The sequence below is a fragment of the Porphyromonas gulae genome (genome assembly GCF_000765945.1).
Classification (GTDB): domain Bacteria; phylum Bacteroidota; class Bacteroidia; order Bacteroidales; family Porphyromonadaceae; genus Porphyromonas; species Porphyromonas gulae.
In genome coordinates this window covers 18816-44086 of sequence record NZ_JRAT01000014.1, presented here as the reverse complement: position 1 = coordinate 44086, position 25271 = coordinate 18816, and the positions used below count along the sequence as shown (strand labels likewise).

At 48.7% G+C, this 25271-nt stretch carries 21 protein-coding genes and 1 pseudogene; 13 read left to right on the top strand and 9 right to left on the bottom strand.

Going from position 1 to position 25271, the window contains the following annotated elements:
- Window positions 1-3: 3 nt before the first annotated feature.
- The 3 genes from HQ49_RS06505 to HQ49_RS06495 all read left to right on the top strand — a co-directional run bounded on the left by HQ49_RS06505 (window position 4) and on the right by HQ49_RS06495 (window position 1891).
- Window positions 4-750: a copper homeostasis protein CutC gene (locus tag HQ49_RS06505; protein WP_039419087.1), complete on the top strand. Its 747-nt coding sequence runs from the start codon at window positions 4-6 to the stop codon at window positions 748-750.
- 175 nt (window positions 751-925) lie between these two features.
- The gene (locus tag HQ49_RS06500) at window positions 926-1522 is read left to right on the top strand and encodes an anthranilate synthase component II (protein ID WP_039419086.1); all 597 of its coding nucleotides are present in this window, start codon (window positions 926-928) and stop codon (window positions 1520-1522) included.
- Window positions 1523-1543: 21 nt separating this feature from the next.
- Window positions 1544-1891, top strand: coding sequence for a PAS domain-containing protein (locus tag HQ49_RS06495; RefSeq protein ID WP_018965572.1), 348 nt, complete (start codon window positions 1544-1546; stop codon window positions 1889-1891).
- A 124-nt stretch (window positions 1892-2015) separates the two neighbouring features.
- Here HQ49_RS06495 and HQ49_RS10365 read toward each other — a convergent pair whose 3' ends face one another.
- Window positions 2016-4208 carry a S8 family serine peptidase gene (locus HQ49_RS10365; RefSeq protein ID WP_080745569.1) on the bottom strand — a complete coding sequence of 731 codons (2193 nt, stop codon included), beginning with the start codon at window positions 4206-4208 and terminating at the stop codon, window positions 2016-2018.
- Window positions 4209-5112: 904 nt separating this feature from the next.
- Window positions 5113-7443 (bottom strand): thiol protease/hemagglutinin PrtT, encoded by a 2331-nt coding sequence (locus tag HQ49_RS06485; protein WP_039419084.1) that lies wholly within the window; start codon window positions 7441-7443, stop codon window positions 5113-5115.
- A gap of 322 nt (window positions 7444-7765) precedes the next feature.
- Here HQ49_RS06485 and HQ49_RS06475 point away from each other — a divergent pair, with 322 nt between their 5' ends.
- The 4 genes from HQ49_RS06475 (at window position 7766) to HQ49_RS06460 (ending at window position 12713) form a co-directional block, all read left to right on the top strand.
- A complete protein-coding gene (locus HQ49_RS06475) occupies window positions 7766-8353 on the top strand; it encodes an FKBP-type peptidyl-prolyl cis-trans isomerase (protein ID WP_039419081.1) in 588 nt (195 codons plus the stop codon).
- 17 nt (window positions 8354-8370) lie between these two features.
- On the top strand, window positions 8371-9144 hold the full coding sequence (locus HQ49_RS06470; protein WP_018965576.1) for an FKBP-type peptidyl-prolyl cis-trans isomerase: 774 nt from the start codon (window positions 8371-8373) through the stop codon (window positions 9142-9144).
- A gap of 25 nt (window positions 9145-9169) precedes the next feature.
- Window positions 9170-10000: an FKBP-type peptidyl-prolyl cis-trans isomerase gene (locus HQ49_RS06465; protein ID WP_026292289.1), complete on the top strand. Its 831-nt coding sequence runs from the start codon at window positions 9170-9172 to the stop codon at window positions 9998-10000.
- A gap of 166 nt (window positions 10001-10166) precedes the next feature.
- Window positions 10167-12713, top strand: coding sequence for a TonB-dependent receptor (locus HQ49_RS06460; RefSeq protein ID WP_039419080.1), 2547 nt, complete (start codon window positions 10167-10169; stop codon window positions 12711-12713).
- Window positions 12714-12958: 245 nt separating this feature from the next.
- Here the strand turns inward: HQ49_RS06460 and HQ49_RS06455 are convergent, their stop codons facing one another.
- The 6 genes from HQ49_RS06455 to HQ49_RS06430 form a co-directional block, all read right to left on the bottom strand.
- Window positions 12959-13390 (bottom strand): META domain-containing protein, encoded by a 432-nt coding sequence (locus HQ49_RS06455; protein ID WP_039419077.1) that lies wholly within the window; start codon window positions 13388-13390, stop codon window positions 12959-12961.
- A gap of 17 nt (window positions 13391-13407) precedes the next feature.
- Window positions 13408-14232: a glutamate racemase gene (gene murI, locus HQ49_RS06450; protein WP_018965580.1), complete on the bottom strand. Its 825-nt coding sequence runs from the start codon at window positions 14230-14232 to the stop codon at window positions 13408-13410.
- Window positions 14233-14293: 61 nt separating this feature from the next.
- Window positions 14294-14833, bottom strand: a complete 540-nt coding sequence (gene cobC, locus HQ49_RS06445) for an alpha-ribazole phosphatase (RefSeq protein WP_039419075.1) — start codon at window positions 14831-14833, stop codon at window positions 14294-14296.
- 1 nt (window position 14834) lies between these two features.
- Window positions 14835-15617, bottom strand: coding sequence for an adenosylcobinamide-GDP ribazoletransferase (locus HQ49_RS06440; RefSeq protein ID WP_039419074.1), 783 nt, complete (start codon window positions 15615-15617; stop codon window positions 14835-14837).
- Window positions 15618-15623: 6 nt separating this feature from the next.
- A complete protein-coding gene (gene cobT, locus HQ49_RS06435) occupies window positions 15624-16661 on the bottom strand; it encodes a nicotinate-nucleotide--dimethylbenzimidazole phosphoribosyltransferase (RefSeq protein ID WP_039419073.1) in 1038 nt (345 codons plus the stop codon).
- A gap of 53 nt (window positions 16662-16714) precedes the next feature.
- A complete protein-coding gene (locus HQ49_RS06430; RefSeq protein ID WP_039419072.1) occupies window positions 16715-17251 on the bottom strand; it encodes a bifunctional adenosylcobinamide kinase/adenosylcobinamide-phosphate guanylyltransferase in 537 nt (178 codons plus the stop codon).
- Window positions 17252-17530: 279 nt separating this feature from the next.
- Between HQ49_RS06430 and HQ49_RS12720 the strand changes: the two genes are divergently transcribed.
- The 6 genes and pseudogenes from HQ49_RS12720 (at window position 17531) to HQ49_RS06405 (ending at window position 24201) form a co-directional block, all read left to right on the top strand.
- The gene (locus HQ49_RS12720) at window positions 17531-17728 is read left to right on the top strand and encodes a DUF1661 domain-containing protein (protein ID WP_152567105.1); all 198 of its coding nucleotides are present in this window, start codon (window positions 17531-17533) and stop codon (window positions 17726-17728) included.
- 82 nt (window positions 17729-17810) lie between these two features.
- A pseudogene (dinD, locus tag HQ49_RS06425) lies at window positions 17811-18665 on the top strand (DNA damage-inducible protein D).
- 203 nt (window positions 18666-18868) lie between these two features.
- Window positions 18869-22282: an isoleucine--tRNA ligase gene (gene ileS / locus HQ49_RS06420; protein WP_039419160.1), complete on the top strand. Its 3414-nt coding sequence runs from the start codon at window positions 18869-18871 to the stop codon at window positions 22280-22282.
- Between the two features lie 69 nt (window positions 22283-22351).
- A complete protein-coding gene (locus HQ49_RS06415) occupies window positions 22352-22732 on the top strand; it encodes a TraR/DksA family transcriptional regulator (protein WP_004584055.1) in 381 nt (126 codons plus the stop codon).
- A 3-nt stretch (window positions 22733-22735) separates the two neighbouring features.
- Window positions 22736-23416, top strand: a complete 681-nt coding sequence (locus tag HQ49_RS06410; protein ID WP_018965586.1) for a lipoprotein signal peptidase — start codon at window positions 22736-22738, stop codon at window positions 23414-23416.
- Window positions 23413-24201 (top strand): DUF4296 domain-containing protein, encoded by a 789-nt coding sequence (locus tag HQ49_RS06405; RefSeq protein WP_039419070.1) that lies wholly within the window; start codon window positions 23413-23415, stop codon window positions 24199-24201. Before HQ49_RS06410 ends, HQ49_RS06405 begins: the two co-directional genes overlap by 4 nt.
- Window positions 24202-24237: 36 nt before the next feature.
- On the opposite strand, the gene HQ49_RS06400 is transcribed toward HQ49_RS06405, so the two are convergent.
- A complete protein-coding gene (locus HQ49_RS06400; RefSeq protein ID WP_039419068.1) occupies window positions 24238-25263 on the bottom strand; it encodes an acyltransferase family protein in 1026 nt (341 codons plus the stop codon).
- Window positions 25264-25271 lie beyond the last annotated feature (8 nt).

Below are 25271 nucleotides of genomic sequence, written 5' to 3'. Positions count from 1 at the left end.
AATATGGCGATGCAATTAGAAATTTGTGCCAATTCGGCTGCCAGCTGTCGGCAGGCTGAGTTGGGTGGGGCTACTCGTGTAGAGCTTTGTGCCGGTATTCCTGAGGGCGGTACTACGCCTTCGGCCGGAGAGATGGCCGTAGCTCGCAGTCTGATAGCCATTCCTATCCATGTCATAATACGTCCGCGTGCAGGGGATTTTGTTTACTCTTCGGAGGAAATAGAAGCCATGTGCTACGACATTCGTGTAGCTCGTAGTCTCGGTATGGAAGGCGTTGTCTTTGGATGTCTCACACCGGAGGGGGACTATGATGAGGAAGCAAATTCACGTCTTTTGAAAGAGGCGCAAGGGATGCAGCTCACTTTTCACCGGGCTTTCGATGTCTGTGCTGCTCCGTTTGAGATGCTCGAAAAGCTGATTGCCGCCGGCTTCCACCGTGTACTTACGTCCGGCTGTGCCCCTACGGCATTGGAGGGTAAAGACATGATCGGAGCACTAAACAGACAAGCTGCCGGTCGAATCGGCATCATGGCCGGCTGCGGTATACGATTGGGCAATATAGAAGCGTTGGCTCGCCATACCGGAATCACCCAATTCCACAGCTCCTTGCGCCATGATATTCCGAGTAGCATGCGATTTCGGCGGCCTGAAGTCAGTATGGGCGGTATGGTGAAAATAGATGAATACAGCCGTCCCGAGACATCGGCCGACATGGTTCGTCAGGCAGTGGAGATATTACACGGAATATAAATACCTTATAAAAGAGAAATACCCCCTCTCAAGCCTGTAAAAAGGGTCAAAAAAGAATTCGGACGTCGTTTGCGCTGTGTAAATCAAACCAAAAACGGATTTTGAGCCTGCGCAGTTGGCCAAAGCCTTATCCTTGGGATGTCTCTGCAAGGACAAATGAATACCTTTGCCCCCGATGTTACGAGTATTAGTTCTTGACAACCGCGATTCGTTCGTTTACAATCTGGTACAGCTGCTTCGAGAATCTCCGAACTGTCGGTTCGATGTAGTCCGAGGAGACGCTATCCCTTGGGACAATTTGTCGGATTATCAAGGTATCCTGTTAAGCCCCGGGCCGGGGTTGCCTTCCGAAGCTTGCGGCCAAATGGAGCTGATCCAATCCGCAGCAAGCACCCACTCCATCTTGGGTGTCTGCTTGGGACATCAGGCTCTGGCAGAGTTCTTCGGCGGCCGACTACGGCGAATCGAACATCCTTTCCATGGGCATGACTCTCGAATACGACTGACCGAGCCGGACGAGCCTTTTTGGAAAGGTGTACCGAACAATGCCGTTGTCGGGCGTTATCATAGCTGGGCGGTGCAGGATACCGACTTGCCGGACTGCCTGATCCCCACGGCTTGGAGCGATGATGACGGTGTGCTGATGGCCATGCGCCACAAGCTACTGCCGCACTATGGCGTTCAGTTCCATCCCGAAAGCATTATATCCGATTGTGGAGAACGACTGATCCGGAACTGGCTGGACATAGTGGCAGAAATCCGAAAAACATAATCCTATCACATAATCCGAAAAATGAAGTATTTCCAAGAGGCAGATATTGCCGTGACCGTTTGTGACAAAACGGGCAAAATCATTGATATGAACGAACAGTCCCGTCAGGTAAACCTCAAGCCAGGTCAGGAGCTGATCGGCTCGAATGTATTGGACTGTCATCCCGAACCGGCTCGCTCCATGCTCGAAGAGATGATGCGTCAGGAGCGAAAGCACGTCTATACGATAGAGAAGAATGGGCGAAAGAAGCTGATCTATCAGATCCCCTGGTATGAAAAGGGGGAATATATGGGCTTCTTGGAGCTGTCGATGGTGATCCCTTTCGAAATGGATCACAAGATTCGTACACCGAAGCCGGCAAATGATTGAGATCCCTTATTTATAGAGAGCATTACTCATTTCCGATAAAAGCCAAGAGGGTGTTGCAACTTTTGTCTTGCAACACCCTCTTCATTTCCTATGGATCATGGCCATAGGCCAAACAGATGAGCCACTACTCTTTCACGACTTTCTTTACTACTTCTCCTGCATTGGTTTTCACTCTTAAGAAGTAAATTCCGGCCGGCAGGTGAGACAGGTTGATCACTCTCTCGAGTGCGGGGCCGTTAGGCTTTGAAGCATTAGCTCCTGCATCTTTACCGGAGAAATCGAAAAGCTCAAGAGTTTTGCCATGGACATCGAGAAGTTCAGCCCGATTTACACTCAGGTCGCCACTCTTAATTTTCAATTCGCCGTTCGTCGGATTAGGATAGAGGGCTATACTTTGCGCCAATACTTCTGCTATGCCGGTGTCTTCTGCTGTGCTGAATACAGCCTCAGGGCTTGCCGGCGAAGCAAAATGGGTGGACGTTTCGGCTTTACGCTGCCTGAAAGTGTACGATGTATTTGCCGTCAGGCCTTCAAACGTTGGAGACGCCTGCCATGCCCCTCCGTTGATATTGTATTCGCATCCTGCCAAGGCTGCAAGGGTAATACTGGAAACAGTATTGCTCTCCATGACAGGAGGAGCAGGTGCTGTTTGGTCGGCTTTTACAACCGGTTGCGTATCAGGAGAAGTGATCGTACCCGTACAGTTGGTAGCCGTTACTTGGACATTGATCACCTGATTGATGTCAGCTTCTACCAAAGAATAAGTGGCGGAAACGGCTCCTTCGATATTTGCGGTACCGCGTCTCCATTGATAGCTAAGCTGTCCCAAGTCCGAGACAACCGGTGTAGAGGTCAATCCCGTAGTATTAGCCGTTAATGTCTGTCCGAAGACGGCATTACCTTCGATCTGGACAGTACCGCCCAATACGGGTTTCGGATTATTCTCGAGCACTGTTTTTATCGCGCCATAGGCATTCAATCTTCTGCCCGAAGCCACGAGGCCATTGAGAGAAGAGAGATTGTCCGCACCATCGAGCAAAGATTTTTTCACCATCAAAGCAAATTCGGCGGGGTCTTCCTTGCAAGACTGTATCATCTCCTTAGGCATAGAGGCATACATCAGTGCAATGACGCCTGCCACCTGAGGCGTTGCCATGGACGTGCCGGTCATATACTGATAGGTGTTGTTCGGCGTCGTAGAATAAATAGCTGTACCGGGTGCACCGATATCTATATTATTGATGCCATAGCCCGCGCCCGGATTTTTTATGTCCGCCTGTGTAGTGTTGGTGACGCCGATCAAATAGTTGCTCGGACAGGTGGAAGGAACATCTCCTACGTTGTCCACATTTACATTCATATTGGGGCCGGCTCCGCAACTCAGGATCCCCACCTTGCCCATCTCATCGTACATCGAACACCAGATGGGATAGTTGTTGGGATTGCCATAATCAATACCGAAGGACGAATTGGTAGCTACGACAAAAGCTCCTTTCGCTCCATTCGTTTCGTTGTAAAGTGCCCGCATCTCCATAGCGTAGGAATAGGCTTCTACGACTATCGCTTCAGATCCGGAGCTGCCACGAATGGGCATTACTTTGACATTCCAGTTCACCCCACATACTCCTTTGGCATTATTCCCGACTGCGCCTACTATGCCACTGACGTGAGTCCCATGCGGATCCGAGTTGATATTGCCGTTATGCAAGAACGCATTCCAACCATTGTAATCGTCTTTATAGCCATTACCGTCATCATCTATTCCATTGTTTGGGATTTCGTGAGTGTTTTTGAAAAAACTTAGATCTTCATGGTTCAGGAAAGCTCCGCCGTCGATAACGGCCACCACAATAGCATCGTTCATTGCAGTATTGCCGCCGGTGGAGTACTCGTCCCATGCTTTCGGAAGCGATATTTTGGCCGGCGCCCACTGCTTATTATAATGAGTGTCATTGGGTGTAATGTCTCGCAACGTAACGTTGGTATGGTTGTTTTGGATATGCCTGATATCTCCATTCCGGGAGAGATTGGCCATGATCATAGACCTTTTCTCTACATTGTCCTTGATCTCGAAGAGCCAGATATTCAATCTCTTGGACAAAAGGCGTTTCGGCACGACAGGCTCGTTACAATCGACTGCAAATACTGCGGCATCTACCCCTTGATTCAACCATATTATAAATTCATTTTCCACATAAGAGGCCTGTTTTTCGGCAGGTACATTTCCTGTTTCCCCTTTTGGTTCTTGACCATAGGCGAGCATTGTAAAGAAGAACAATGCCAAAATAATTCTTACTGTTTTAGCTAACTCTTTCATCTTGATTCTTTTTTGATTGTTGTTTTATATATTGGACTACAGCCTTTCAGATCCGGCCGCATCTCTTGCTCGCCAATAAAATCCGTCCTAAATATACAAAACAATCAATCCGACAACAAAAACATATTAACAATTTGCAGGTTTGGCCGGCTGAATAGATAAAACAGAACCACGAGACTTCATAAACATCTCTTGACCCGATACTATCGGGAAACGGCTCCTCAAACGACAGTTAGTATTCAGATACAACTGTATCCATTACGCATGATCAGATATTTACAGGCAGAAACCACGACGAAAATCACAAATAAAATTTGATTGGGATTGAGGGATACCGGCATAAAGGGGAAGGAGTATGATCACGAGTCTATACACCCTTGAGATAGCAAGCATTAAGGTTCGACCGATGTACTTTGGGATAAAAGAAAGTTTGTAACCCAATCTTGCGTATTCAACAAAGACTTCTCCGGAAGGCTTGCCGTGATAGAGATTTTGTAAGGTTTACAAAGGGCAAAACCAAAGTATATAGTTTGGTTTCATCAAAGTATATAGTTTGGTTCGACCAAAGTATATAGTTTAGTTTGACCAAACTATATAGTTTAGTTTGACCAAAGTATATAGTTTAGTTTGACCAAACTATATAGTTTAGTTTGACCAAAGTATATAGTTTGGTTCGGGGGTTGTTTTGCCTCTTTTTTGAAAAATATAACTACCTGTAAATAAGCGCATTGAATTGATACTGCCATTCGTGTGATTAGGGTGCAGATATGATACGGAAGGCTTGGAAATAAAAAAACTGTTCGGGAGCAGCCCCAAACAGTTTTTTATTTTCCATCCTTTCGTTTTCAATGATTCGGAAGCATCCTTTGTACAGGCCTCTCTTCCGAAAAACAGAGCTTCGGGGTCAGCGTTTTTCGACTTTTAGTACGAATCGGCCTACTCTGAGGAGATAGGTACCCACAGGAACTGTGCCGATATGGATACAATCCGTCGTCGCCTGTAGCCGGTGAGATAGGATGACCTTTCCGGCCAAATCGCATAGTCGGGCCGTCTGTCCGACCATTTCCTCCGGTACTTCTATCGTCAGTCCGGATGTCGTGGGATTAGGATAGACTTTGTATGATGCCGCAGAAGGTACTGCGCAGCAGTGACCGGCTTTTACTTTCATCAGTGCACTGACCACACTTTGGGCCTCCAGCATGAAGATATACGGCTCGCTCAGTTCGTGCCCGTTTACGGTTACCCGATCTACCTCGTAGCCGGTATCCGGCAAGGGTACTACTGTGATGGAAGTGCCGTAGCCCAGTTCTTCGCCGCTGCTTATGTTCTGTCCGTTAGCGGTGAGCGAAAGGCTTCCGTTGGCCGGCTGATCGAATGTGACGGTATAGGCTACAGGGGTCATGGAGGCTGCCACGGTCGTATTGTCATCCAAAGAGAAGTATGCTTCGATCGGGATGCTTTCTCCATTGACCGTCAGTTCATTTAGTTGATAATTTTCGTGAGGTTGGACTTTTATTCGCAGGATCGTTCCCTGCCGGAGCGTTGTGTTCGAGGCCACGGGTGTGCCCTCGGGCGTGAATATGCTCAGACTGCCGTTGGCCGGTTGTTCATACTTTAACGTATAGGTGATGTGTTCCGCTTTTTCGGTATAAGCGCGGATATAGAAATTGTAATTTACATCTACGAGATTGACAAGGGATTCGAATGCCTGATCATTATAACCAACCAAATTCCCCTTACCGGCATTGGCCGGCCCATCGTCGCATCCGAGTGGATGGCCGTACTGAGCATCCTCTACTTTGTAACCGATATAGAGATCCTCTCCGAATGGGATTGTGAACGGTTCGTCCAAGACAATACGATTAGGAATACCCGGTTGGAAATTCGCCACAGCCTGCTGCATCAGCAGATGCTTTCGCTCTTTGTCCCTCCAAATACAGAGCGTGTACTTGCCTTGTTCGGCACCGGGAGCAAATTCTATGCTACGGATACTATTGCCTCCCATCAATGAGAGTTCGCTTGGGGCGAAATGATGTGCCGCATACAATACGGCAGAGCCATTGATCCCAACGAAATGCGTGGGCGATGGAGTACCGCTCCACGTAAGGATGTCTTCGGGCAGGAAGGTGTCGTATGGTTCTATGCCTACGAGCATCATGTGCTCGAAGTTGAACCCATCGGGACTGATCTCTTCATCATCGGGGTTAAAAGCACCGAAAGCAAAGAAGCCGTCGCAGTAGCCATCCCATCCCCAGTTGATATGCACCATCCCTGCTTCGTCATTGCCGTCGAGCAGGAAGAAATGTCCTCCGTTGTCGGCACTCTGAGCTAAATAGAGGATCGGGCGAAGAGCCTGCAATTCTTCGTAAATCCGAGACATCCATTCCTCATTGTCGTAAGGGTCCCAATAATCATCCTTGACGATCAGCTCACAATCGTACTGAAAATGCCGGTGAAGAGCTATTTTCACGTCGTCTATATATGCACCGCTTCCATCTAATCCGTAGTCCATCTTCATGGCCAAGCCGCAGGCTCGCATCAGTTCGGCTACAGCGGTGGCTTCCTCCGCGGTGTAAGATAAGGTGTAGTCATCTTTGAGATGGTCATAGTCCAACGTAATATTGGCCAGATTCTCCTCCAAATGCAGGTTTGTGGTGTAGGTGGTGTAAGAGACGCTACCTGTTGCTCTTTTCGGATGCCGGTAGTACTTTACCAGCTGTGCCATAGCTGTAGCTCCGCATCCGGTCCATGTGGGCTGGCCGTCTATTTGCGGTATTGTCTGGTTGTAAGGTTTCCCTTGCCCCCACTTGGTGGTCAGGATCGGGGCTACGGTTTTATAGGTTCCGGGAAGCAACGGAGCCGTTTCGGAGGCATTGGACTTGAGAGTCAGAAGCAATGCTTTCAGGGCAGGAGGCATACGATTATAATCGAATCTGCCGCTCGTACTATATCCTATGACAGGTATATCGGCTCCTTCACTTTTGGAGACGAGCACAAAACCGTTATCCTCTCCTATATTAAATACATGAACACCATATTCCTCAGGCATATCGGTTCGATAGAGTCCGGGCAAAGGCCGGTCACTAAAACGCGAAACAAGAAAATCCCAAGCCAACCGTTCGGCCTTTTGGGGGGAAATTTGTGCATGCGCCAACATGGGAATCAGCCATACAATAAACGAAAGGATAAACCGGAGACACGTCCGATGTCTGTAATAAGCTGTATCGATATTCATATTTTTGAGTATTGAAAAAGGTGGGTTTCATTTAAGCCTTATAAAAGTAAGAAGAATCCAAAATTCGGCAAACGGATCTCAATTTAAGTGGGCAAATTTCGACACCTGTTGGAATCGGGACTATTCGCTTTGCATGTTTTCAAGGACGTATCAAGAGAGTGTAAGGAGGAAAAGTTTCGGTTCGATGCACTTCAGATTATCTTTCAAGATAAACATCTGGCAAACCTCTCCCCAAAGGCAAAAGATATGCGGTACGGTTGTATGAGGAATCGGAGTAAAATTTATATTTTTGCGCGCATATTAAGAACTAAGTAAGAGTTACATGGACAAAGTAAGCTATGCTCTGGGATTGAGCATCGGTAATAATTTTAAGTCTTCGGGCATCGACAGCGTCGTTATGGATGATTTCATGCAAGGTCTGTCTGATGTGCTGGAAGAAAAAGCCCCTCAGCTCTCGTATGACGAGGCCAAGCGCGAAATAGAGGCGTATTTCATGGATTTGCAGCAGAGAGCTGTCAAACTGAACAAAGAGGCCGGCGAAGAGTTTCTCAAGATAAATGCGCACAAGGAAGGCGTAATAACCTTACCGAGTGGCTTGCAATACGAAGTCATTAAGATGGGAGAGGGCCCGAAACCTACCCTTTCGGACACGGTGACCTGTCATTATCATGGTACGCTCATCAACGGTGTCGTCTTCGATAGCTCTATGGACAGGGGAGAACCGGCCAGCTTCCCTCTAAAAGGAGTTATAGCCGGCTGGACGGAGATTCTCCAACTGATGCCGGTAGGATCCAAGTGGAAAGTAACCATACCGAGCGATCTGGCGTATGGAGATCGTGGTGCCGGCGAGCATATCAAACCGGGTAGTACGCTCATTTTTATAATCGAATTATTGGGTATCAACAAATAATCAGAAGACAAATCACTATGAAGAGAGTAATGATCATTGCCGGCTTGGCTTTTTTAGTGGCCGGATTATCTGCCTTTGCAAAAAAACCACCCAAAAAGGGTGAGGTGCAAACCGTGAAGCCTATCGTGACTTCTGCTGACTCTGTGGCATACGCTTTCGGTATAAGCGGTGCAGTAAATTTCAATGACTATACCGGACGGATGCCGGGCGATTCGCTGGATCGTGCGCTGATTCTCCGAGCATTCGAAGAGATACTCACCGGAAAAAGCACAGCGATCTCTCCCCAAGATGCGGACGAAATGATCAAGAAATACTTCAAGGAAGTACAGGACAGACTCAAAGCCGAGAACTTGGCAGCAGGCAGGACCTATCAGGAAGAATACCGCAAGCAGCCGGGCGTTAAGGCTACCGAAAGCGGCTTGTTGTATCGTGTCTTGAAGGAAGGGGAAGGACCTCGTCCGACAGTTCAGGATACGGTCGTTGTTCATTATGTAGGAAAGAACATCGAAGGGAAAGAGTTCGACAGTTCTTATTCTCGCAACGAGCCGGCGAAATTCAGTCTCCTGCAAGTGATCCCGGGATGGACTGAGGGAGTTTGTCTGATGCAAAAGGGTGCCAAGTACGAATTTGTTATCCCGACCGAACTGGGATATGGCGAGCGCAGTATGGGCGAACTTCTCAAGCCGAACTCTACGCTCTTCTTCGAAGTAGAACTACTCGAAATCAAACCTTTCGTAGAGAAGCAGGCAAAACCAGTTCCGGCAAAGCCTGCTCCAAAGAAGAAAAACTAACGACAAAAAAATAAGGTAAACTCCAATGAAAAAAACAATTGCAATTATCGCCTCAGCCCTCTTGGCTTTAGGAGCTGTCGGCTGTAAGAAAAGTGCTGACACTACCGCTGTCAGTGAAAAGGATAGCTTATCCTTGTCCATGGGTATTCTGTATGGACAGGATTTTGCCAATCAGTTCGAGATGTCCCGCTTGCAAGGTCAGCCTATCGACTCAGTAGCCTTCCTGGATGGCTTCAAATATGGTATGGACACTACGCGCTTCTCATACAACCTTGGTGCTATCTATGCTTCCAATATAGCTCGTCAGTTGGCTCATGACACCATAGCGATGGACAAATTCTATGCCGCTATGCGTGCCTCTTTGCTGAAGGATACTATGTCAGTATCCTTGAAACTTGCAGAAGCTCAGGCTTTCATGCAACGCTTCCAAGCCAAGAAACAGCGTGAAAACAATATGAAGCAGTTCGGCAAGAATATAGAAAAGGGTAACGAATACATCGATACCTTTAAGAAAGAAGACGGCGTGACTGTTACGACAAGTGGCCTGGCATACAAAACTCTTCAGGAAGGTACGGGAGCTACTCCCTCTTTGACCGATACCGTACGTGTCAAGTATGTGGGGACTCTGGTCGATGGTAAGGAGTTCGACAAAAACGAAGAAGGAATCGAATTTGCCGTTACCGGTGTGATTAAAGGTTGGACAGAGATGCTCCAACTCATGAAAGTCGGTCAGAAAGTTCGTGTTGTAATCCCACAGGAATTGGCTTATGGAGAGACCGGTAACTATAGCATCGAACCGTTCTCTACCCTGACATTCGAGATGGAACTTATCGGGATCAAGCCCGGCAAAAAGTAAGAGAAAATACGAAAGAATAAACTAAGAATACAAAGAGAGGCGAACAATATGAGTGTCGCCTCTCTTTTATATGATGAGCAGATTCTATTCGAGATCCTCTTTTCCTTTTTGACGGAATCGGAAGAAACGCTTTAGGGAAACTATTCCCACCTTATACAATAAAAACATGATCAGTAAAAAATTCTTTTTCGCCCTGCTTGCGCTCATTGCGTTTAGCGGGCTGAACGCAGCGACAGACACTGAGTTCAAGTACCCGACCGATGCCAATATCATTGGTCACGTCAAAGACAGCAAGACGGGTGAACACCTTGTCGGTATCACTATTGCTATCAAAGGTACTACCTTCGGCACTTCTACAGATGCAACCGGACACTATTATCTTCGCAACCTGCGTCCGGGTGAGATCACTTTGATTATGCGTGGCATGGGCTATAAGAGCCAAGAGCGCGTAGTTCGCGTAGAAAAGGACAAGACTATCGAAGTGAATTTCGAAGCGGAAGAGGATGCCATCAATCTGGACGAAGTCGTGATTTCGGCTAACCGCGAACTGACGCTTCGCCGCCTTGCTCCTACTCTTGTAAATGTACTGAACGAAAAGGTCTTCTCGCAAGTCAATGCTTCTAACCTCGCTCAGGGCTTGTCATTCCAGCCGGGAGTTCGTGTAGAGAACAACTGTCAGAACTGTGGTTTCAATCAGGTTCGTATCAATGGCTTGGATGGTCGTTATGCACAGATCCTCATCGACAGCCGCCCCATTATGAGTGCTCTTGCCGGTGTCTACGGTCTGGAGCAGATCCCTGCCAATATGATCGAACGCGTGGAGGTAGTACGTGGTGGAGGATCGGCCTTGTACGGTTCTTCTGCTATTGCCGGAGTGGTGAATATCATTACCAAGGAACCTTCTCGCAATTCCTTTACTTTCAATGAGTCCCTGAGTTTTACAGACTTCAGTAAGATAGACAACAACACGAACTTCAATGCCTCCATCGTCAGCGATGACAACCGTGCCGGTGCCATGGTATTCGGACAGGCTCGCTATCGCAACCCTTGGGATGCTAACGATGACGGCTATTCTGAATTGGGCAAAATAGATGCTCGCTCGCTGGGAGCCCATTCTTATTTGCGCTTGAGCGACTACAGCAAGCTGACGGGAGAGTTTCACACGATCAATGAATTCCGCCGCGGTGGTGATCGTATCGATTTGCCTCCTCATGTAGTAGGTGTAGCTGAACAGACTGACCATAGCGTATTTAGCGGAAACTTGAAATACGATCTCTTCTCTTCCAACTATAAACACCACTTCCAGGCTTATACCTCCGGACAGATCGTAAATCGCAAGAGCTATTATGGAGGTATCGGAGAGATTGACATCAATGGCCACCCCGGTGGTACGGAAGGCTACCCTATTCCTCAAGACCAGTACGGCAATAATTATGGTGTGACCAAAGGCAAGACATACATGGGCGGTATCCAGTACAGCTACGACTTGGACAAATTCCTCTTCATGCCTTCGCAGCTTTTGTTCGGTGCCGAATATACGCGTGACGAACTCAATGACGTGATGCCCATCCTTTCATGGCAGACCGGCGAGGATGCCAATGGGAATACCATTCCCCTTTATCCAGAATTGGATCAGAACATCAACAACTACAGCCTGTTTGGTCAGAACGAATGGAAAAATGACAAATGGAGCATCTTGCTTGGTGCCCGTCTGGACAAGCATAGCGAAGTTAAGGACATGATCCTCAGCCCGCGTACTACACTGCGTTTCAATGTGAATCCGGACATCAACCTGCGCGCCACCTATGCAAAAGGGTTCCGTGCACCGCAGGTATTCGATGAAGACTTACACGTAGGAGTTGTAGGCGGTGAGGCGCAGAAAGTATTCAACGATCCGAACCTGAAGCCTGAAATTTCTCATGCATTCAGTTTGAGTGCTGATATGTATCATCGTTTCGGTAGCGTCCAGACCAACTTCCTTGTGGAAGGTTTCTATACTCGTTTGCTGGATGTATTCACCAACGAGGAGCAGCCAGATCAACACGATGGCATCAAACGTTACACGCGTATCAACGGTAGTGGAGCCAAAGTATTCGGTCTCAATCTGGAAGGTAAAGTCGCATACAAGTCTTTCCAGCTCCAAGCCGGTCTTACTCTGGCCAGCAACAAATACGATGAAGCACAGGAGTGGGGTCTGAATACGGTGAAAGATACGAACGGAGCTTTCGTTACCGAGGCCAATGCAGATGGACAACAGGAGTACAAGAACGAATCCATGACGGATACGCAGATCACCCGTACCCCCAGCGTATACGGTTACTTCACGCTGGCTTACAACCCCACACACTCATGGAGCGTAGCTCTTACGGGAGCATATACCGGTCAGATGTATGTACCTCACGCCATCGAATATGGGGTGAAGTCAGCCGAACTGGATATTATGCAGAACAACCCTGAGATCACCGACGAAACAGGCATGGCTCCTCGTATTGATGAGCTGAAGAAGACACCCGCATTCTTCGACTTGGGCTTGAAGGTGGGTTATGACTTCCACGTATTCCAGGCTACCGAGGTTCAACTCTATGTAGGTATGAACAATGTCTTCAACTCCTTCCAAAAGGACTTCGATCGCGGTGCTGCACGTGACAGCGGATATATCTATGGTCCTACGCAGCCGCGTACAGGCTATATGGGCTTGGTGGTGAAGTTCTAATCAAATAGCAGGAACTCTTTAACCAAGATATTTCCAAGAGAGAGGCCGAATGGCTCTTCATCCGTTTTGGGTGAGAAGCATTCGGCCTCTTCGTTTTTCCTTCACCATATCCTTTCGTCCTTCAGGTAAGCAATATCAGGGTACATCAGTGTCCGACAAACAGACGCGGAGGCTATATCGACCGAATGTGTCAGATATAGCCTCCGCCATTTAAGAAAAGAATAACGAAAATGTTTGTCTTACGTCTATCGACGAATGAGGATGAGGAGAGGTATCTCTCCTTCTTCTCCATAGAGATAGCACTTGCCGTCTTTCATTTGGAAACGCCTAACCTCGGGAAGACGATCGAACAATGCCCTCTCATAAGCCATATTGTCACAGGCAGCAAGCGTGGACGTAACATCGCTGAGGCGTATCTTTCCTTCGGCTGAATTCAGAGCTTCAATATCCCCTCCATACATATTACAGATGCCTTTGCCCCCGAACCGTTTTTCGGAAAGATTAAAATCCAATGTCATTTTCAAATCTTCAGCCGAAGCATTGTCTTCTGATTCTGAAAGCTTCACCTCCCACTTACCGTCAAGATTCTCCTGATGTTCTTGGGTATTGTTTTTGACGCCACAAGCCGAAAAGATGGCGGCTATGACTAATGCTATAAGATACTGTCCTCTATTCATAATGTTGCTGTTATGGTTTAATCGATGGTTACATGCTCGGCCTCCACTTCTTCCCTGAGGAAAAGAGAAGCCAATTCTCCAAATTTGTCCGGACTCTCCGTCGTATAATAGGACATTTTGCCGTCTTTATCAATGCGTCTGTCCATTTCGGGGTGGCGTCTGAGATAGTCCTTCAAAGAATGCGCCACGAGTTCGCCCTGTGCTATCAACTTGATAGTAGGAGTAAGCAAACGTTTCATCTTGGGACGCAATAGAGGATAGTGTGTACACGCCAATATAATCGTATCGATGGTATCGTCCTTGGCAATGATACTATCCAGATGCTTGCGGATGAAATAGTCAGCCCCCGGGCTATCGCTTTCACCCGTTTCTACGAGTGGCACCCACATCGGACAGGCCTCTTCAGTAACTGATATTTCGGGGAACAACTTCGCTATTTCAAGCTGGTAGCTATGCGAACTGACCGTACCCTGTGTAGCCAAAACTCCTACGTGCTTGGTGCGTGTAATCTCATCTACGGCTTCAACCGTAGGACGAATGATACCGAGCACACGACGAGTGGGATCCTCCATATTGGGCAGATCACGCTGCTGAATGGTTCGCAAGGCTTTGGCTGATGCCGTATTACAAGCGAGAATGACCAGCGGACAGCCGAGTTCGAAGAGCTTCCTCACTGCCTGAAGCGTGAATTTGTAGACCACTTCATAAGAGCGGTTGCCATAGGGAGAGCGGGCATTATCGCCCAAGTAAACAAAGTTATACTCCGGCATGAGTTTGCGGATCTCACTCAGGATGGTAAGTCCTCCATAACCGGAGTCGAATATGCCGATGGATGTGTTCATGTTGATGCTTTTACTGGAGGTAAAGGTACCAATAATTGGGCCACCAGTACATTCCACTCCGTTATTTTTTATCAGAAACGACCAGCGTAACGACACCTCCGTACGGAGTTTGGTGCTCGAAGCAAGTCTCAAGCTCGTATAAGCCCGCATGAACCTGAGCACAGAGAATAGTACCCCCATGCGTGAAGATGGCTAAATGCCCGAACGGCATGGCCGTTACTTCTTCCAGAAAATTGCTTACACGTTCCAGCTGCATGACGAAACTCTCGCCTCCCGTTGCAGGCGTTCGCAAATAATCCGCGTAATAATCTTGAAGACGAGGATCTACTATATTTTCATATCGCTGCATCTCCCACACCCCGAAATTGATCTCCATCAGCCGTTTGTCCTGTATGGCATCCGGATAACCGCAAAAATGTGCCAAACGTGCACAGCGGCTGAGCGGACTCGTATAGACAGCATCGAAGTCCATGCCCGATAGCTGCCGGCGTACGACCTCGGCTTCTTCTTCGAAGGAAGCCCGCAGGGGCACATCGGATTGCCCGTAGCATGTGCCGACAGGAACATCCGGAGTCGTGTGGCGGACGAGAGTAATCTGCATCTTACGATCCTATAATCCTATCCACAATAAGTATCCCTACCCAGAAAGACAGCTCGCACAAGAGGAAAGTAGCTCCGCAGCAATCCCCCGTATAGCCACCTATTTTCCACTTCATCAGGCTGTGCAACAGGAGAAATGCCAAAATCGGAAGCGAAACAGCCGGCCAATAAGAGAGTGGAAGAAAGAGGACTAAGGGCAAAGCTCCGGCAGCCAGTGAGATCATGAAGGTCAAGGCACCCATCGGACTGTATATGGCCTGCACCTTGCTGTCGCCTTCGGAACGCGCATACGGGAGTGTATTGATGAGTTGGGAGGCCACCATTTTGCACAGGGGATCGCCCACAGCCAATGCAAGAAGCGTCAGGCTCGGCGGGAGAGAAGACAGAGAATAGATCCCTATCATGAAGTAAAAGATGAAGGAGAGAATACCATAGGTACCTACATGCGAATCCTTCATAATAGCCAAAATGCGCTCCTTGGTTCGTCCGGCCCCGAATCCATCGATAAAGTCCCCCAGCCCGTCCTCATGGAAAGCCCCGGTCAGGAGAATGCGCGAGAGCAATGCAAAAGAAACGGCAATAACAGCAGGAAGATCAATCAACAGACACAACCAATAGATCAAGGCCATCAGTCCTGCCGTGATCCACCCAACCAGACTCCAATAATCGGTGGCACGCTTAAAGGCCATATTGGGCACGCAGACTACGCGCCATAGCGGCAAACGTGTCAGCAACATGAATGCCGCCAATACGCGCTGGTATGCTTTAGTCTGCTCTTTACCCATACACTTTCAGAAATATTTGGTTACTGCTGCTTGAGCAAATGTATGCATTTCGTTGATCATGCTGACGGCCGATACGATGATAGGATATGAGCATACCGCTCCGGAGCCTTCACCCAAGCGAAGTCCCAAGTTCAGGAGGGGCTTGGCCTGCATATACTTCAGCAAGCGAGCATGCCCGGCTTCATCGCCGCAATGTCCGAATACAGCATAGTCGCGAACTTCGGGATAGAATTGCGATGCCGCGAGGAGACAATTGGTCATGATGAATCCGTCCACGATGATCAGCATCCCTAACTCTGCCGCCTGAAGCATTCCCCCGACGGCCATGAGCATCTCCAGCCCCCCGAAATAAGTGATGATGTCCTCGGCCGATCCATTGCCGGTATAGTTTTCCTTGGCACGTCGCAGGACGTTGTACTTATGTCTGACTCCCTCCGAATCCAATCCGCTGCCGGCACCCACACAATCCTTCAGGTCGATTCCCGTGAAGAAGCTCATCCACATGGAAGAGGTAGAAGTATTGGCCACGCCCATCTCACCGAAGCTCACCACATTGCAGCCTCGGTGGTGACAGTCGCGAACGACTTCCGCTCCGGCTGTCACAGCTTGCTCCATCTCTTCTTCGGTCAGTGCCGCTTCGTACAGGTAGTTCCGCGTACCTTTCCGCACCTTACGATCGATGATATCCAATCCTTGGGGAAAATCGAAGTCAATACCTCCATCCACCAGCACCAGTTCGAATCCATGCTGACGGCACAGGAAGTTGATACCGGCACCGCCACCCAGAAAATTATTGATTACCTGCCAGGTGACTTCCTTGGGGGAGAAGCTGACACCTTGGTCCGCAATGCCATGATCGGCAGCAAAGATTATGTTGTGAGGATTATGAAGCTGCGGAGAGAGGGTTTGCTGTATAAGCCCTATCTGTAGGGCAAGTTCTTCGAGCATCCCCAACGAACCTTTAGGCTTCGCGAGATTGTTGATCCGATCGATCAGGTCTTGGCCAATTGCTTGATCGGGGCGTTTGATATTGAATGTTTTCATCCGGCAGTATCGTTTCCTTTCTTTCTTAAATTATTCTCGGCAGACACAGCTTTTTAGTCTCCTTTGATGACCATGGGAATACCGCTGATCATCAAGACTACACGATCGGCTCGCGCAGCTACATACTGATTGAGCCGTCCCAGCAGATCGGCAAAATGTCTCTGGACAGTATTCTCCGCCACTCCGCCCAGTCCGATCTCGTTGGTAACGAAGATGAACGTACCCGAATACGATGTGAAGGAGTCGAACTCCGCACAGAGAGCCGCATATGCAAGCTCCACATCGGAGTCGTTGTCAAAGAAAAAATTGGTAGCCCACAGCGTCAGACAATCGATCAGGATCACTTCGCCCTGCGGATCGTGGCGGCTCAGCACCTTCTCTTCCTCTATATTGATCCACTCCGAGCCACGTCTCTCACGGTGCACAGCCACTCGCCGAGCGAACTCATCATCCCAAATCCGCGCCGTAGCCAAATAGATAGGATGAGCAGAGAGCGCAAGTGCCATCTGCTCGGAATAGAGACTTTTGCCTGAGCGTTGTCCGCCGGTAATGAGGATGATTCTCCGATCATTTGTCGATTTTTGGCTCATATCTCTGTCCGAAAATAGTTTCGTAATAAGAACAAAAGTAAAGTATATGGTTCAAACTTGCTGACCCAGTCGATTGCCCGATGGATATAGATTGGCGAGACTGACAGGAAAATCGGCGGAGTGCTCTGTGCCAACGCTGGATTTCTGCAATAAGATAGGAAGACACAGATAGACGAATCTTCTAATTCGAAGGAGTCTGGGAAAAATAGATTTACGAACCAAAAATGATGAAATTGTCGTTCCTAAAAACAGAAAAAGTCAGGCGTATTTTTTTTCGTTTTGGTTCGAAAAAAAATAATTTTCCGAACCAAAACAAAAACTTTCTCACGCCACGTTTTGCAGACTGCAAAACGAGAAAATTCCGGAACCACACAACCGAATAGAACTTCCTTCCCCCACACTATTAAGCTACAATTGGTCATCAGAGAGATCCATTACACTTGTGATTGGAATTTGGACACCAAGAAAGAAACTTGAATATCCCCCCTTTCGAACGCTTCTTGCTAAATTTGCCTTAGTGCTGCACTTATAACCGGAATCTGCATATGGATAAAATAGCATACTGCAATATAATTCATCATTCGACGACATCGTCCGAATATATAGAAAGCGATGATGCCAAAGAACAAATCGAAGTTTGGTTTGCTCGCGAACTGCAAACGATATCGGGTTATGCCCGTTGGGAGAATTTTCTCATTGCCATACATCGGGCGGTCACTTCCTGCAAGTCGCAGGGTATCAACGTGGATGACCATTTTCGTGAGGTCACGAAAATGGTCGAATTAGGTAGCGGAGCCAAGCGTGAAATTCCTGACTTTATGCTTACTCGTTATCCTTGCTATCTTATCGCCCAAAACGGAGATCCGAAGAAAGAAGAAATTGCCTTTGCTCAAAGCTATTTTGCCGTACAGACACGGAAAGCGGAGTTAATAGAAGAGCGACTGAACGTACTTTCTGGCTTGGAGACTCGGGATAAATTGAGAGCAGCAGAAAAACAATTGTCACAAAACATTTACGAACGAGGTGTCGATGACAAAGGTTCCGGGCGCATACGCTCCAAAGGCGACACGGCTCTTTTCGGAGGGCATACCACAGAGGATATGAAAAACGGTTGGGCGTGAAATCCAATGGACCATTGGCGGACTTTCTACTCACTCTTACCATTGCGGCCAAGAACCTTGCCACGAAGATGACCAACTACAACGTAGAGAATAAAGACTTGCATGGAGAACCATCCATTACCCGGGAGCACATACAAAATAATCAGAGTGTGCGTGCTATGTTGGGAGATCGTGGCATCAAACGGGAAGAATTGCCGCAGGCCGAGGACATCAAGAAGGTCGAACGCAAGGTTGTCCAAGATGAGAAAAAGATAGAACAAGCCTCGCAAAAACTTCCGAACAGCAAGAAATAAAAAGACGATAAACTAATTGAACTTCATTAGAAAACAAATCTTAATGACCAATCAGGCATAAAAGTGACAAAGGCTCCCCCGGTGGCCATCTTCGTCAATGGATCGAAGTTATAGTCGAGCGAAGCTCGTTGAACAATGTTTCGGGCGGAAAGATTATCTTTGCTCCCATTCTTATAGATACTCTGTTAGCGAAGTTGAAATTTATGAGTCGCAGATTTGCCGAATACGAGAGCTTGGATTTGTCCCGTGTCAATGAGGAGGTGTTGGCCGATTGGATGCAACACCGTCTTTTTGAAGAAAGTTTGAAAAGTCGCGAGGGTGCCCCCTCGTTCGTTTTTTATGAGGGACCTCCCTCTGCCAACGGGATGCCCGGCATCCACCACGTAATGGCTCGTGCCATCAAGGACACTATTTGTCGCTACAAGACGATGAAAGGTTTCCGAGTGGACAGGAAAGCCGGCTGGGATACCCATGGTCTGCCCGTAGAGCTGGGAGTGGAAAAAAGTCTGGGCATAACGAAAGAGGACATCGGCAAATCGATCTCCGTGGAGGAGTACAATGCTGCCTGCCGGCGCGATGTGATGAAGTTCACCAAAGAGTGGGAAGACCTCACGCACAAGATGGGCTACTGGGTAGATATGGAGCACCCCTACATCACGTACGACAACCGCTATATCGAGACGCTTTGGTGGCTACTGGCCGAGCTATACAAGAAAGGCCTGCTCTACAAAGGCTATACGATCCAGCCCTATTCGCCTGCAGCAGGTACCGGTCTGAGCACGCACGAGCTGAATCAGCCGGGTTGCTATCGCGATGTGAAAGATACGACCTGCGTAGCCCAGTTCAAGATCGTGGATCCTAAGCCGGAAATGCAGTTGCACGGCGATGCCTTCTTCCTTGCATGGACCACCACGCCGTGGACACTTCCCTCCAATACAGCCCTTTGCGTGGGACCTGAAATCGAGTACTTGGCTGTACAGACATTCAATCCTTATAACGGTATTCCCATCACAGTCGTATTGGGCAAGCCACTACTCCACACCCTCTTCAACCCGAAGGGCGAATGCGAGGAGATACCCGCTTCTTACGATCCGGCGCAGAAGCTGCTCCCCTACAAGGTGATTGCATCATGGAAAGGGAAGGAGTTGGAAGGTATGCAGTACGAACAGCTGATACCGTGGGTGAATCCGGGCGAAGGTGCTTTCCGGGTGATCACGGGCGATTTCGTGACCACAGAAGACGGTACCGGCATCGTGCACATAGCACCTACGTTCGGTGCGGACGACGACCGCGTGGCCAAGAAAAACGGTGTGCCTCCCTTGATGCTTCGTGACAAAGAGGGGAATATGCGCCCTATGGTGGATCTGGCCGGCCGCTATTTCCCAACGACGGATTTGGATCCTGTCTTTGTAGAGAAGCACATGGATCTGCCTCTCTATGACGTATATGCCGGCCGCTACGTGAAGAATGCGTACGATGCCGGAAAGACCGAGAAAGACGAGACTCTCGACGTCGAACTCTGCGTGATGCTGAAGATGCAGAATCGCGTTTTCCGCATCGAAAAGATGACACACAACTACCCACACTGTTGGAGGACGGACAAGCCCGTTCTTTACTATCCGCTCGATAGCTGGTTTATCCGCACGACAGCCTGCAAAGAGGAGATGATAGCCAACAATGGTAAGATATATTGGAAACCCGAAAGCACCGGCACGGGACGCTTCGGCAAATGGCTGGAGAATCTTCAAGATTGGAACCTTTCTCGCAGTCGCTACTGGGGAACGCCATTGCCCATTTGGCGCACGGAGGATGGTTCCGAAGAGATCTGTATCGGCTCGGTCGAAGAGCTGTACAACGAGATCGAGAAGGCCGTCAAAGCCGGTATGATGGAGCGTAATCCCTGGGCCGGCTTCAAGCCCGGTGTCTACACTGAGGAGAACTATGCCAAGATCGATCTGCACAGGCCTTTCGTGGACGACATCACGCTCTGCTCACCTTCGGGTCAGCCCATGCACCGCGAACTGGATTTGATCGATGTGTGGTTCGACTCAGGGGCTATGCCTTATGCCCAGATGCACTATCCTTTCGAGAATCGCGAGCGAGTGGAGGACGGTTCCGTCTTCCCGGCCGACTTCATAGCCGAAGGGGTAGATCAGACGCGTGGATGGTTCTTCACCCTTCACGCCATAGCCACGATGATATCGGGAACGAGTTCGTTCAAAGCTGTAGTATCCAATGGCTTGGTACTGGACAAGAAAGGCAATAAGATGAGCAAGCGTCTCGGCAATGCCATAGATCCTTTCGAGACCATCAAGAAATACGGGTCCGATCCTCTTCGCTGGTATATGATCACCAATTCTTCACCGTGGGACAATCTCAAATTCGACACGGACGGAGTGGAAGAGGTACGCAGGAAATTCTTCGGCACCTTATATAATACGTATCAGTTCTTTGCCCTTTATGCCAATTTGGACGGCTTTACGGGAACAGAGGAGCATGTACCTTTCAGCAAAAGACCGGAGATAGACCGCTGGATACTTTCCGAACTGAATACATTGATCCACGAGGTGGACGAGCAACTGACCGACTACGAGCCTACGCGTGCCGGTCGTGCTATCAGCGATTTTGTCTCTGAGAATCTGAGCAACTGGTATGTGCGCCTCAGCCGCCGTCGCTTCTGGGCAGGAGATATGACCGAAGATAAGCTCTCAGCCTACCAGACGCTTTATACCTGCTTGCTTACCGTGGCCCGGCTGATGGCTCCGATCAGTCCTTTCTATGCTGACCGACTATACCGAGATCTGACGGGCAAAGACGAAAGCGTGCACTTGGCTCTCTTCCCCCAGCCGGATGAAAGTCAGGTGGACCGCGCACTGGAACAGAGCATGCAGATGGCTCAGCATATTTCGTCAATGGTACTGGCACTTCGCCGCAGAGTGAATCTGAAAGTACGTCAGCCATTGGCTGCACTGATGATACCCGCTATAGACGATGAGCAACGCAGATGTATCGAATCCGTGCAGCCGCTGATCCTTAGTGAAGTGAATGTGAAGGAGCTTCGGTTTGTGGATGACAGCATGGGTATTCTGGTAAAACGAATCAAACCCGACTTCAAGCGACTCGGCCCACGCTACGGCAAAGTAATGAAGGCTTTGGCAGAAGCTGTAACGGCTATGACGCAGGAAGAGATACGCTCTCTCGAGAAGGCCGGCACTTTCCGGATGGAAGTGGCAGGGACTTCGGTAGAGCTTGAATTGGCCGATGTGGAGATCGTCTCGGAAGATATTCCGGGATGGCTCGTAGCCAACGAAGGCAATCTGACCGTAGCCCTCGATATTACAGTGACGGATGAGCTTCGCTCCGAAGGATTGGCTCGCGAACTTGTGAATCGTGTGCAGAATATCCGCAAGCAAAGCGGTTTCGAAGTGTCGGACAAGGTGGATGTCCTCCTCTTGTCTAACGATATTATGGATAAAGTGGTGGCAGAACACCATGACTATATCGCCCAACAAATCCAGGCCGAATCGTTGGAAATCAGCGACGCTGTCAGCGATGGAGCGGAGCTGGATTTCGATGATTTTGTCCTTAGCATACAAGTTGTTAAACATCAGGGATAGAGTTCCGAGGCAGAGATGAATTTTCTATCTGCCGAGAAATCTGTTCCGCTAACGATTATTTAGATACAAATGGTAGAAAAAACACGCTACACCGACGAGGAGTTGGAAGAATTCAAGCAAATAATTCTGGCCAAATTGGATCAGGCTCGCAAGGACTACGAGCAGTTGCGTGCGGGCGTCAGCAATTCAGAGGGTAATGATGTGTCGGATACCTCTCCTACGTTCAAGGTACTGGAGGAGGGTGCAGCCACACTGTCGAAAGAGGAATCCGGACGTTTGGCACAGCGACTGATGAAGTTTATCCAGAACTTGCAGGCTGCTCTGATACGTATCGAGAATAAGACTTACGGTGTTTGCCGCGAAACGGGCAAACTTATTCCCAAAGAACGACTTCGCGCCGTACCTCATGCTACGCTGAGCATAGAGGCCAAAATGAACGAGAAGAAATAGTAGATGGCTTCTTTTCTCTCCCGTCTGTCTCAGGGAAAAGTAGTCGCAGCTCTCATTGTCTTGCTTCTGGTCGTAGATCAGGTGATCAAGATATGGGTGAAGACGACTATGGTACTGGGGCAGTCGCACGTTGTCGCCCCGTGGTTTCAGATTCATTTCGTCGAAAACCCGGGGATGGCTTTCGGAATAGAGTTGGGGAGCAAACTCTTCCTGAGTCTCTTTCGCATCGTTGCCATGGGCTTTTGTATCTATTTATTAGCCAAATTGGTACGAAAGCGAGAGCATACACTCGCATTTCTCTCTTGTTTGTCTCTGATCATCGCCGGCGGTATCGGGAATATTATCGATTCTATTTTCTATGGAGTCATCTTTTCCGACAGCCACGGCCAGATTGCACAGCTATTTCCTTCAGGAGGTGGCTATGAGACGTGGTTTCACGGTCGAGTAGTGGATATGTTTTACTTCCCTTTGATAGAGGGAGTCTTTCCTTCGTGGCTTCCTTTCTGGGGTGGCGAAGATTTTGTCTTTTTCCATCCGGTCTTCAACTTTGCCGATTCCTGCATTTCCGTCGGGTTGATACTGCTGCTGGCGTGTTATCCGCGTACGTTGAGCGTCCTACTCGATGGGAAAAAGACGCGAGCTGACGGTGCCACTGACGATTCCGAGCCAACCAAAAGCGAATGAGACGTTTGCACGTCATATTGATTGTCGGCTTGGCCTCCCTTGCACTACTGGGAGGCTGTAGCCGAAACGACTATAAAAAGATCCCCAAAAAGCGATTGAGAGATCTGATGGTCGAGCTTTATGTGGCTGATGGTTACTTCGCCAATATATATGATCCGACCTTGACCGACAGCGTTCGTGAAGCCGTTTACACCAATCTGTTTGCCAAGTACGGCACCACTCGCAAGGATTACGACAGCACGCTGATATGGTATGGCCGCCATGATTTGGAAGAATATATCACCATCTGCCAAAGCGTTCGGGACGAACTGGAAAAGCAGCGAATCGATCTGGACAAGCAGATTACGATGGAGCGTGAGAAGAAAGGGATGGCTATGCTCGATGGTTCCTTCTACGAGTTGGATTCGATCAATATGCTGGCCGGAGATAGTGCCTGCTTCTACCGACCGGATATACCATTCCTGAACAGGTCTTTCGTCATCACACCAGGTACAGCTTATAACGGAGGCACCCGATTGGAATTTGTTACGAGGCTGAGAGGTCTACAGCTTCGTCCTAATGCAACGATGGAGATGTACCTCCAATTGGTTTGCACCGACAATACCATCCTTACGGTCAGCCGACCTGTGAATCCGGGGATAAACATGCTGACGACTTCGGTGCCGGACTCTGCAAGCGTGAGCCGTGTCTACGGCTATTTGCGAGGTCTCCCCGATTCGACGGGAATCATGTCGTCAAGTCCGTTCGTTATCGACAGTTTTTCCCTTCGCAAGTTCGAACACTAGCTTTCTTTCCTTCTGGCGCAGTTCCTCTGCGCCTGCTTACAATCCGACCAACGGCTTCAGTGAAACCGGAAGCTTCCTGTCCAAGAACTTGGACAGGTAGAGTGGTATGAACAAACCGGCTATGAAACTGACTGCAATGGCTCCATTGATCATCATGGTGTTCAGCTCATAGCGGTCATAAAGGACTATTCTCAATGCGACCAGAACGAACCAGGAAAAAATGAATATGGGATAGCTGTACAACCCTATACCGTGAAGCAATGGAGCGGGCATCACCTTGTCTCCGATTTTTACCGATACACCATAAAGTACAACGATGAAGAGGGTATAATATGTCCAGTTCAACACCCCCAAGAACGACGACTGCTCGGGCATAAAGAAACGAGAGAAAAGTACCACATGGAAGGCGATAAGCAGAATTACCGATACCCATCGGGAAACTATATGATCGGAATAGCGGTATAGCACCATACCCAGGACAAAGTAGTGAAGATTGTTAAGGGCTGCTATAATACAGAAAGGATCATCCTCGAATGCCACAGGGACGTATTCGGTGATTATATACAGAAGGCAGGCGATGAGGTAAGCCCCGAAAATCTTCGGGCCCTCCATCCACTTCCGAGGATAAAAAACAATCAGGCAAAAGAGACTGAACAAGCAGGGCAAAAACCACAGAAAGCGAATAGCATTCGTTGCCGGAAAAAGAAAGCTGCTGACATATCCGGAGAGGGAGGCCTCCATCGGATGGTATGTGTAGGCACTCAGTAGGACTTTAGGCAGGAACGCCACCGTCCCCATGAAGAAGTATGGAAGGAGCAGACGCTTGGCTTTTTTTCTGATCACCTGAAAAGCGGTTTTCCCGACCCTCTTTCTTTCTCCCAAAGCCCACAGAAAACCGGAAATAAAAAAGAAGAGGGGAACTCTCATATAGAAATGCTCTATGTAGAAAGGGAACCACGACGGTAAGTTGTCCAGCTGGCGAGGAGCTGCATGGCACAACACGAGAGAGGTAACAGCTACGAGTTGGAGAAAGAGTATGTCGAGACGATCGGATTTTCTCATAAGGAAGT

Bases quoted from the DNA above. Each gene is read 5' to 3' on its own strand.
- ileS (WP_039419160.1), top strand. From the start codon at position 18,869: ATGAGTCGCAGATTTGCCGAATACGAGAGCTTGGATTTGTCCCGTGTC.
- HQ49_RS06405 (WP_039419070.1), top strand. From the start codon at position 23,413: ATGAGACGTTTGCACGTCATATTGATTGTCGGCTTGGCCTCCCTTGCA.
- HQ49_RS06505 (WP_039419087.1), top strand. From the start codon at position 4: ATGGCGATGCAATTAGAAATTTGTGCCAATTCGGCTGCCAGCTGTCGG.
- HQ49_RS06475 (WP_039419081.1), top strand. From the start codon at position 7,766: ATGGACAAAGTAAGCTATGCTCTGGGATTGAGCATCGGTAATAATTTT.
- HQ49_RS10365 (WP_080745569.1), bottom strand. From the start codon at position 4,208: ATGAAAGAGTTAGCTAAAACAGTAAGAATTATTTTGGCATTGTTCTTC.
- HQ49_RS06500 (WP_039419086.1), top strand. From the start codon at position 926: ATGTTACGAGTATTAGTTCTTGACAACCGCGATTCGTTCGTTTACAAT.
- HQ49_RS06455 (WP_039419077.1), bottom strand. From the start codon at position 13,390: ATGAATAGAGGACAGTATCTTATAGCATTAGTCATAGCCGCCATCTTT.
- HQ49_RS06440 (WP_039419074.1), bottom strand. From the start codon at position 15,617: ATGGGTAAAGAGCAGACTAAAGCATACCAGCGCGTATTGGCGGCATTC.
- HQ49_RS06400 (WP_039419068.1), bottom strand. From the start codon at position 25,263: ATGAGAAAATCCGATCGTCTCGACATACTCTTTCTCCAACTCGTAGCT.
- murI (WP_018965580.1), bottom strand. From the start codon at position 14,232: ATGAACACATCCATCGGCATATTCGACTCCGGTTATGGAGGACTTACC.
- cobC (WP_039419075.1), bottom strand. From the start codon at position 14,833: ATGCAGATTACTCTCGTCCGCCACACGACTCCGGATGTTCCTGTCGGC.
- cobT (WP_039419073.1), bottom strand. From the start codon at position 16,661: ATGAAAACATTCAATATCAAACGCCCCGATCAAGCAATTGGCCAAGAC.
- HQ49_RS06485 (WP_039419084.1), bottom strand. From the start codon at position 7,443: ATGAATATCGATACAGCTTATTACAGACATCGGACGTGTCTCCGGTTT.
- HQ49_RS06465 (WP_026292289.1), top strand. From the start codon at position 9,170: ATGAAAAAAACAATTGCAATTATCGCCTCAGCCCTCTTGGCTTTAGGA.
- HQ49_RS06470 (WP_018965576.1), top strand. From the start codon at position 8,371: ATGAAGAGAGTAATGATCATTGCCGGCTTGGCTTTTTTAGTGGCCGGA.
- HQ49_RS06460 (WP_039419080.1), top strand. From the start codon at position 10,167: ATGATCAGTAAAAAATTCTTTTTCGCCCTGCTTGCGCTCATTGCGTTT.
- HQ49_RS06430 (WP_039419072.1), bottom strand. From the start codon at position 17,251: ATGAGCCAAAAATCGACAAATGATCGGAGAATCATCCTCATTACCGGC.
- HQ49_RS06495 (WP_018965572.1), top strand. From the start codon at position 1,544: ATGAAGTATTTCCAAGAGGCAGATATTGCCGTGACCGTTTGTGACAAA.
- HQ49_RS06410 (WP_018965586.1), top strand. From the start codon at position 22,736: ATGGCTTCTTTTCTCTCCCGTCTGTCTCAGGGAAAAGTAGTCGCAGCT.
- HQ49_RS06415 (WP_004584055.1), top strand. From the start codon at position 22,352: ATGGTAGAAAAAACACGCTACACCGACGAGGAGTTGGAAGAATTCAAG.